This window comes from Bacillus sp. ISO11, assembly GCF_003458115.1.
Taxonomy (GTDB): domain Bacteria; phylum Bacillota; class Bacilli; order Bacillales; family Bacillaceae_G; genus Bacillus_A; species Bacillus_A cereus.
The window spans coordinates 1-9,883 of the sequence record NZ_QXCO01000012.1; the positions used below are offsets into that span (position 1 = coordinate 1).

Here is a 9,883-nt window from a genome sequence, read left to right on the forward strand (position 1 = left end):
TTCTCTTTCTGTAAATAGTTTTTTTGTCATTTTCAACATTCTCCGATCTCAATTTTCCTTTTATTATACAAGAAATACCCTATAGAATAGACTTTTTTCAAGTGTCTATTCTATAGGGTACATTTTAGTAGGCTATCTTTTTTATTTTATATTGAAAAAACGCTATTCAGCTCTTTAATTTTGTAAATATGCAAGATATTTTTATAGCGTTTTTCTATCAATATTACTCATTTTTCGAGGTTGAAATTGGTATATACCAATTTTTGAGATTTTCTATTCAAAATATTACAAAAAATGTTACAATACACTCAAATTTATACTATAAAATCATTTTAATATGAAAAATTGGAATGAAAAGAAAGGAGAGGAATATGAATAAAGATGTCGCTTTGAAATGATTATTATCATTTCATTAGGAGTTGATGTAAAAAGATGAAAAGATACGAAGAATTGGACTCTATAAGAGGGATTTCTTCATTAGTAGTAATGATTGGTCATCATTTAATGATTTTTTCAGCATTTCAAAATTACAGTTATGAAGATAATAAACCATTTGTTGTGTATCTATTAAAAGAAACGCCTGCTCGTCTAATTTTTAGTAGTGGTAACGAATCAGTTATTATCTTTTTTGTTTTGAGCGGATTTGTTTTGTATGAATCTATTCAAAAAAACTATAGTAGCTATGGGTCATACCTTTTAAAACGTATATGCAGAATATATATTCCTTATATTGTGGCAATAATTATAGCTATTGTATGCCAGATTACAATTAGTGAATATGGTATTTCTTATTTAAGTGAATGGTTTAATCGCTCATGGACGATTGAAAGTTCTTCAAGCTTAATCGCACAACATATTTTATTGGTTGGGAAATATAATACAGATGCATATAACGGTGTGATTTGGTCACTTGTCCATGAAATGCGAATATCAATAATTTTCCCGTTAATTTTGATGATTTGCTTACGAAAAACGTTAAGGTGTTCATTACTATTATTGTTTAGTTTTAGTATATGTTCTGTCGTAATATTATTTTTGTTTCGCTCGGGCTTAACATTAACAAGCTATGCATTAACATTGCATTACACAGTACTGTTTTTACTAGGAGCACTAGTTGCGAAGTATAAAAATAATTTAATAGTTTTTTATAGTAATTGTACTAAAAACACGAAAATTGCATGGTTTTTATTTGCGATTTTACTTTTTATGTATGAAGGGCTTATAGGAGAAATTAAAGTGCTCAATAATTTTATATTTCGAGACTACGTAGTGGCGATAAGTGCATGTTTATTTGTCATATTAAGTTTGTCAATATCAACTTTGTCGTCCTTGCTACATAATAAATATTTGTTATATTTGGGGAAGATTTCTTACAGTCTTTATTTATACCATATTATATCGTTGTTTTCCCTTATATACATGCTCCATGAAATATTACCGTTGCCTATTATTTTAATTTTTTCACTTGTTTTTTCGTTTATACTTGCAATGCTTTCGTATGTATATGTAGAAAAATTTGCATTCGGAGTCGGAAAGTATGTAACAAAACAAGTGGATAGAAGAGAGAAAGGGTTATCTGTAAAGAGTGAATTGCAGGATGTTATTCAGAAAAGGGCGGTGAAATAATTGAAGCAAGAAATGAGTATAAAAGATTTTCAACAATTACTGAAAAGAAGATTCGTAACGATTATTTTAACGATGTGTTGTTTAACCGCTTCTTTAGTTCTTATCTCTATGTATGTTTTAAAGCCGTCATATCAATATTCAACGCAAATTCTTGTTGGGAATTTAGATGAGTTTAATAAGGAAAATTCAACAAATAAAACACAAGAAAATAAGCAACTAGTAACATCGTATGTTGATATTTTAAAAAGCCCATTAATTATTTCAACAGTCAAAAAAACTTTGAAATTAGAGCAATCAAGTTATGAATTAGCACAAAAAATCTCGGTTGTGAATACGGACAACTCACAAATTGTAACTGTTACAGTAAAAGATTCCAATCCGAAAATCGTGAAAGACATTGTAAGGACATTGGCAGAGCAATCACAAAAAAGCTTTCAACAGTACACAAATGTACAAGGGGTGAAAGTATTAACTGATCCTGAGTTACAGGAACAGGCTGAAAAATTGTTTCCGAAATTTCAACTGATCATTCCTATTTCTTTAATTGTTAGTTTTTTTGTTGGGATAGGTTTAGCTGTATTTCGAGATTATTTTGATGAACGTATATACACGGAACAGGATTTAGAGAAAATAACAACAGTCTCTGTTATTGGTCACATAAATATGGAACCAAATAGAAAAAAGAAACCTACAGAGGTTGATAAAAAATCATCTATATATCGAGGTGAACATGTCGATGTTTAGGACAAAGAAGCAGCTGCCATTCAATTTGCATGATGATCTGATGAAAGAGCAGTTTTATACGGTGTATCACGAGCTGAAAAAATCCGGAAAACAACTGTTCACAGTTAGTTCAACGAAGGACAGAGGTGTTGTTGCCTCGCTTATAGTAAATATGGGTCTAGTGTTTGCGGAAATGAAAAAAAAGGTGTTACTTATTGATGTGAATTTTTCTGACCCTAAACTACATGTATTATTACAAAGTGATCACATGATAACAGTAAACGATATAATAAGCTCTTCCTCCTGCAATTATGAATCTTTTTCTAGTAATTTGTCTAATTACTTATATTGTATTCCTGCAAAAAAAAAAGTACATACAGGGACGCCTTTAGTTGCTATGGATGAATTTGATAATGCGATTGCTAAGTGGAAAGAAGATTTTGATTACATTTTCGTTTATTCTTCTGAAGTATTTGAGCTTCCTGCTACGCACATTATTGCAGGGAAATGCGATGGAGTGGTTTTAGCAGTTAAAAAGCAAAAAGATTCACTACGTACAGTGCAAAAAGTAATAGCGGATATAAATAGGAAAGAATGTGAATTAATAGGTATAATTTTATATTCTTGAATGTGGGGGTAACGATCCATGATTCGTGAAACAAATCAAGCCAAGTTGTATACGATTCCGGCTCAAGAAAAGCCTAGCATATTGAATCGAAGTGTAAAACGCTTGTTTGATATTATATTTTCAATCATATTGTTACTATTAACAATACCAATTATGTTGTTCTTTTGTATTATGATTACCTTAGAAACATCAGGGGCTCCAATATACTTTCAAGAACGTTTAGGTATAAACGGGAAGAAGTTTAATGTATTTAAATTAAGGTCGATGGTAAAGGATGCTGAAATGAACGGACCACAATGGGCAAAAGAACATGATCAAAGAATTACAAAAGTTGGATTGTTTATAAGAAAAACGAGAATTGATGAATTACCACAGCTCTTAAACATTTTAAGAGGAGATATGTCTTTTGTAGGCCCTAGACCAGAGAGAGAGTTTTTTTATAATGAGTTTGATGCGTATATTCCAGAATTTAAGGAACGTTTAATAGTAAAACCAGGATTAACAGGATGGGCACAAATAAATGGAGGGTATAATCTTGATCCAAAGGAAAAGTTGAGGCTGGACATGGAGTATATTGAAATGAAAACATTTCGGATGGACATCCGTATTTTATGTAAAACCGTTTTAATTGTATTGAACGGTAATGGTGCAAGATAAATATATATGTAAACAAACAACATATGTAAGTAGGTTACTTGCAAAGGAGAACTTGTATGGGTAGATCTATTCTAAGCAATATTATCCATCTATTTTATAGTACGATTTTAGCTAACCTTCTTCAGGCCGTCAGTTTAATTGTTTTAGCAAACTTTTTTAACGCACAACATTATGGGATGTTTAGTGTTGCCATAGCAGTGACGTTTGTTATGTTATTTTTTACAGACTTAGGACTTAGTAATACGTTTCTTCGAGAAGGGGCAAAGGATGGAGCAGATTTAGAGCAGATTTTATCATCGTATATAAAAATAAGGATGATTCTACTTATTTTTATTTCTATCATCGGTTATATTGCTATTCATTATATGTATGCGGATAAAAATTTAATTTATATGATGATAAACGTAATGTTTTTCATGTTAATAGGATTAACTTGGCAAAACATAGGGATTGCCTATTTTCAACTGACGGAACGTATGAAGTATATAGCGCTCATAAAAGTTGTATCAGCATCAGTTGTCATTATAATTACATGTTTTTGTATTTTCGGAGAGTTACCGGTGTATGTAACAGCTCGCTTATATGCTTTTGGGTATATGATTGGTGGTTTATTCAGTATATATATCATGAGAAGAAAGACGAAAATGAATATGAAAGTCGTAATTCATAAAGCGTTATTTTGGCAATTAACTCCCTTTATTATTAGCGGTTTTTTAATAATGAGTACGCCACAATTAGCGCCTATCTTGCTTAACTATACATTGCCATTAAGTATGGTAGGTGTTTTTGCAGTGGCGTACCGGATGCCGGCAGCTTTATATCAAGTACCAGGGGTAATTGCAGGTGCATTTTTTCCGGTGCTCTTTAAGCATTATAACCAGAATAATATAGAAGAGCATACGAAATTAAATTTACTTCAAATTAAATCAATGGCGATTGTAGGAATATGTATGACGATCGGTTTATATCATTTAGCACCATACTTTATGTCTATATTTTTTCATGAAGAATGGAAGAATGCAGTAGAACCACTCCAAATATTATCATTTCTTATTGTGCTACAAAGTTTAAATATTGCCATTGCTGACGGTTTAACGACGAGTGGTTGTCAAAATAAGAGGACTGTTGTGCAGTGTGTAGCATTGGTGATAGGTGGGGTTATGCTTTATAGCTTTAGTAGTCTTGGTGGAGTGATAGGAGCGGCATACGCTATGGTTTTATTTGAAATAGTCGCTTTAGTGGGATATATAGCGGTAAGTGTAGTGAAGAAAAAAATTGTATTCCAAATTGTAATACCGTATACAATTTATTTTGGTGTAACCTTTATTGGAGTGCAATATATATTGCATACATATCATTTAATTGCGCTTGTTCTTAATATACTAATTGTAGTAGCTGCCATATTCCTATATGATTATGAGCTAAAAAAACTTCTTCTTTCTTTTATAAGAAAAATACGCAAAAAGGATTATATTACGAAACAGGGGATATAGCCTATGGAAAATAATATGAAAGTATCAATGGGATGGATTATTCTTCTAATATTATTTGTCATGTTAAGTAAATACAATTTATATATTGGATTTTCATTGAAGATATATATGATTTTTTTAGTCATATATTTTTGTTTAACAATTAAAGACTTTCATATTCAAAAGTTATATTTTCATGAAGTTATATTTTTACTGTTTTATTTCATTTATTGTTTAAGCGGAATTCTTTCTATGTATTTAAATGCTAGTATTCGTATGATTTTTGGCGTGCTACTCGTTTTAGGATGCTATTTTATAATGAGAAATTTATTGGGGAATACTGAAATAGTGGTACTTGAATCATCTATTGCTTATGTAGGAATAGTATTTAATGTTGTAAGTCTACTACTCTATATAATCGGTTTACAATACTTTAGTTTATACGGTGGAGAAGAGAGAGAAATTTTTGCTGGATTATTAGTTGATAGAGGATATCCACGGTTAATTGGATTGCTAGATGATCCTAACATTTTTATTTTCTATAATACAATATTTTTTATGTACTATATGACGAATTTGCAAAATATCACTAACATCTTAGGGTTAATTTTATGTGTTACGACGAGTCTATTAACCTTTTCAAGAGGGGGAATATTAGCGCTTGTGCTTGTCATTTTTGTATATATATGTATGTCTAGTTTCGCTAAAAAAATAAAAATAATTATGAGTTTAGTATTGTTTAGTGTAGTTATTTTTAGTTTATCGAATAGTGTAATGGGGGGCCAATTAGATGACATATTAAATAAACGAATTTCTGATTTTTCCCATGATAATGGAAGTGGTAGATTTACATTATGGGAAGCTGCTTTTAAATATTATTTATCCAATCCATATATCGGAATTGGTGCGTTTAACTTCTCGAATTATTATGAGTATCAATTTAATGAAAAATTATATGTACACAATACATTTTTAGAAATTTTGTCTGAGTCGGGTACAATTGGTTTTCTTCTATATAGTGCGTTTTTATTCATATTAATGTTTAAGTTAGCGCAGCATACTTTGTTTCGTGAAAAACCATACCTTCTATTGACTATGATTGCATTTTTATTTCAGATGATGTCATTGTCACTCATTATTAACGAAGCGTTCTTTTTATTTTTAGCAGTTGTTGTGAAGTATATTTCAATATATGAAGGAAGGGGAAAGATAGATGGTAAAATGTCTATCAGCACATAATAAGGCGCCTCATGTTTCTGTAATAACACCTTCTTATAATAGTAGACGATTTATAGGTGAGACAATTTTATCTGTACAGAATCAATCGTATGAAAACTGGGAAATGATTATCGTTGATGACTGTTCAACCGACCAATCTGCCGCAAAAATTAAAGAGATAATAGAAGGAGACTCACGTATTAGGTTATTATCATTAAAAGAAAATGTTGGTGCTGCTAAAGCTCGGAATTTAGCGATTCGAGAGGCGAGAGGAAGGTACATTGCCTTTTTAGATAGTGATGATATATGGTTGCCGCATAAATTGAAGACACAATTGTTATTTATGGAAGAAATGAATATTGCTTTTTCATATGCGTCGTATAGTTTAATTGATGAAAATGGTAATGAATTAAATCGCGAAGTGAGTGTACCAAAATCTGTTGACTATCATTATTTAGTAGGAAATACAATTATCGGGTGTTTAACGGTGATGATTGATCGTGAAAAAATTCCGTATGTCGAAATGCCTAGTGTACAGCCGGAAGATACAGCGTTATGGCTGAACTTATTACATGAAGGGCATGAAGCAAAAGGGATACAGCAAGTATTAGCGAAGTATCGAATTGTAGCAAATTCTGTTTCGAGAAATAAAGTTAGAGCAGCTTTTCGGTATTGGAAATTATTAAGGGACCAAAAAAGTCTTAATGCAGTGCAAAGTTTTTACTATTTTAGTAAGTATGCTTATCATGCTTATAAAAAAAATAAAATCAATGTAGTTGGGAAGACGCAATTATGAATATACTGTTGATGACTGATAAATTGATAACTGGCGGAGCCGAAAATTATTTCTGTAAATTAGAAAATAATTTGCATTATGAGGATTTTAAGATTTATACAGCTGCAGGTGATGGAGAACTATATGAATCCCTTACTAGAAAAGAAAATTTTATCTTACTTAGTCGATGGAATCATTTGAGAAATATTTATTATTTACGAAACGAAATTTGTAAACGAAAGATAGAACTTATTCATGCAAATAGTTTGCGAATGGTATTATATGCTTTTCTACTTCAAAAGTTTATTAAAAAAAAGATGAAAATTGTTTATACGAAACACAATGTAACGATATTAGAAAAGAAAATGCCAACGCTTTTTCGGTATTTCATGAATAAATATGTGAACAATATTATTACAGTAAGTGAGTTTGAAAAAAACAATTTAATTTCAATTCATGTAGCAGAAGAAAAAATAAATACAATTTATAACGGTGTCGATATTGAAAAGTTTTTATTCCAGCAGAAAAAGAAAGAATCTATATATAAAATAGGGATATTAGCTAGATTATCCAAAGAGAAAAACCATCAACTATTTGTCAAAATTGCAAATGTGTTGAAAAAGAGAAATGATTTTATGTTTTATATTGCTGGTGATGGACCAGAGAAAGAATCGATTATGAAAGAAATAGAAAAATATGGATTGCAGCAAAGGGTGAAGATGCTAGGGAATATTTCAGAGCCGCATGGGTTTATAGGGAATATGGATGCCTTACTTTTATTATCTTTTCGTGAAGTGTTTCCAATGGTAGTAATTGAAGCGATGGCTACAGGGACACCAATTGTTTCAATAGATGTTGGTGGAATACATGAAGCGGTAATAGATGGAGAGTCAGGTGTTTTGATATCTGAATATTGCGAATCCGAATTCGCAAGTGCGCTTGAGGAACTACAAGGGAATGAAGAAAAGGTAACTGCTATTAGATTGAAAGCACGAGAGAAAGCAATGAGATATTTCTCGTTAACTAAAATGATAGAGGAAACGAAAAATATATATGAATTAAACAAATGACCGAGTAGGTCGTTTGTTTTTTTTATTATAGAAACTTTTAAGAGACAACTCACATATTATATGAAAAAGGTAATATGAGGAGTGAATTTATTTTGTCAGAATATATTTCATCCCAAGAAGATTGTGCGCCAGAAAGTAGCGTTCATATTGATTGTTTTGGCGCAGTTCCAAACTCGGGAAATGATAGCTCATTAGCAATTCAGCAAGCTATTGATTATTGTGTAGCGAATCGAATTTCGACGGTTAGAATTACAGGGATAAATACGTACAAAATTGTAAAGCCGATTGTTATTAAATCAAACGTAAGATTAGAGTTGGATCCTACCGTAACACTGCAAATTGATGGGGATTTTAATGCATTTGAGCTACAAAGTAACGCTTCGATAGTTGGTGGTACTCTTCAAGTTATAAATCCATTGTTTCAATCTGCTGTTATTTATGTTTCTGGTTCACAACAAATCGAAGTACCTAATCAATCTGTTATATCAAATATAAATATAATAAATACAACTCCATCGTATAAAGGAAAAGCTATACATTTTTATTGTCAAAAGGCATGGGATTTTATTAGTTTCTTTCAAGTTAAATTTATTCAAATTAAAAACTTTCAAACTGCAATACATTTGAAGACAGAATATATAAATGATATCAATACACCTTGCTGGATTAACGCCAATGTATTTCAATCTATATTTATTGATGGATGTGTGTATGGGATTGAAGTAGATGGAAATAGTGATTTGCCAAATGAAAGTTCAGGAAATACGTTTCATGATATTCAAGTGCAATGTAGACAACAAACGGAAAAAGTAATTCGTTGTTCAGGTGCGTATAATACATTTGATTGTATGATCTGGGATACGTACCGGATGAGTAGTGAACAAATTGTTATTGAATTTTCTTCCAATTCTCATCGTAACTACCTTTTTTCAAATCTGCTTTCGACAACTATTGTAGATAAAGGACAATACAATGTTTGTAAGTCTACTTATGAAGAATCCCTACGAATTCAGTTACCTTTGACGTTAAATAGACCTCATTTAATAGGAAATCAAGATGATATTTTAGTAAATGCTCAGCAGAAATATAACGTTAAGCAAGTAAGTGGAAAAGTGCCGTACGGGGGAAATCTCACAAATTGCTTTAATTTAATAGATGAACAAAGTGTAAACTATATTGACGTTCCAGATAGTAATCCAGTTGTAATTGAAATGGATTTTACGAAAAAACCAATACAAATGTTAAATTGTTTTGGAATGTATTTTGGATGGGGAGAGAGCCCAAAGAAAATTAAAATTGAATATGCATTAAGTGCAACTGGAAGTTGGGTTATCGCGTTGGATGTTCCATTAAATGTTGGCGATACAATTATATCGAATATGAAGGCCAGTCAGTTATATAAAGTTAGAATTACATTAAGTGGTTATTCTCAAGATCATAAACGTTTTCGAATTAATCGTATCTTTGCAAGATCTTCTATGGAAAATGGGAGTGCTTGGTTAGCGACGACTGGCGGAAGAATGTTTGGAGATATTGAAATAGAGGCAAGTAAAGGTATAATCATGAAGACTGCTAGTGGAGTGAAATGGAAAGTTACTATTAATGAAGCTGGCCAACTTATTACGACTAAAATAACTTGAGATGGTGTTTAATCGTATATCCTTGGACGAGTTACAACGTAGTGGGATATAGGTAATGAAAAAGAGATTGTAAT

Annotated in this window: 9 protein-coding genes; all 9 read left to right on the forward strand. The window is 31.2% G+C overall.

Annotated elements, in window-relative coordinates:
- Positions 1–432: 432 nt before the first annotated feature.
- Complete coding sequence (locus D1166_RS14605; RefSeq protein ID WP_000833054.1) at positions 433–1,626, forward strand: acyltransferase family protein; 1,194 nt, start codon at positions 433–435, stop codon at positions 1,624–1,626.
- Positions 1,627–2,370, forward strand: a complete 744-nt coding sequence (locus D1166_RS14610) for a YveK family protein (protein WP_097861570.1) — start codon at positions 1,627–1,629, stop codon at positions 2,368–2,370. It begins immediately after the preceding gene.
- Complete coding sequence (locus tag D1166_RS14615) at positions 2,357–2,977, forward strand: CpsD/CapB family tyrosine-protein kinase (RefSeq protein ID WP_118043339.1); 621 nt, start codon at positions 2,357–2,359, stop codon at positions 2,975–2,977. Before D1166_RS14610 ends, D1166_RS14615 begins: the two co-directional genes overlap by 14 nt.
- A gap of 18 nt (positions 2,978–2,995) precedes the next feature.
- A complete protein-coding gene (locus tag D1166_RS14620) occupies positions 2,996–3,634 on the forward strand; it encodes a sugar transferase (protein WP_000617648.1) in 639 nt (212 codons plus the stop codon).
- Positions 3,635–3,690: 56 nt separating this feature from the next.
- Positions 3,691–5,127, forward strand: coding sequence for an oligosaccharide flippase family protein (locus tag D1166_RS14625; RefSeq protein WP_118043340.1), 1,437 nt, complete (start codon positions 3,691–3,693; stop codon positions 5,125–5,127).
- 3 nt (positions 5,128–5,130) lie between these two features.
- The gene (locus tag D1166_RS14630; RefSeq protein WP_000429870.1) at positions 5,131–6,345 is read left to right on the forward strand and encodes an O-antigen ligase family protein; all 1,215 of its coding nucleotides are present in this window, start codon (positions 5,131–5,133) and stop codon (positions 6,343–6,345) included.
- On the forward strand, positions 6,320–7,120 hold the full coding sequence (locus D1166_RS14635; protein ID WP_000237694.1) for a glycosyltransferase family 2 protein: 801 nt from the start codon (positions 6,320–6,322) through the stop codon (positions 7,118–7,120). Before D1166_RS14630 ends, D1166_RS14635 begins: the two co-directional genes overlap by 26 nt.
- Positions 7,117–8,169, forward strand: a complete 1,053-nt coding sequence (locus D1166_RS14640) for a glycosyltransferase family 4 protein (protein ID WP_097856426.1) — start codon at positions 7,117–7,119, stop codon at positions 8,167–8,169. The genes D1166_RS14635 and D1166_RS14640 overlap by 4 nt, the downstream gene beginning before the upstream one ends.
- A gap of 92 nt (positions 8,170–8,261) precedes the next feature.
- Positions 8,262–9,809, forward strand: a complete 1,548-nt coding sequence (locus tag D1166_RS14645; protein WP_000006054.1) for a glycoside hydrolase family protein — start codon at positions 8,262–8,264, stop codon at positions 9,807–9,809.
- The last annotated feature ends 74 nt before the right edge of the window (positions 9,810–9,883 follow it).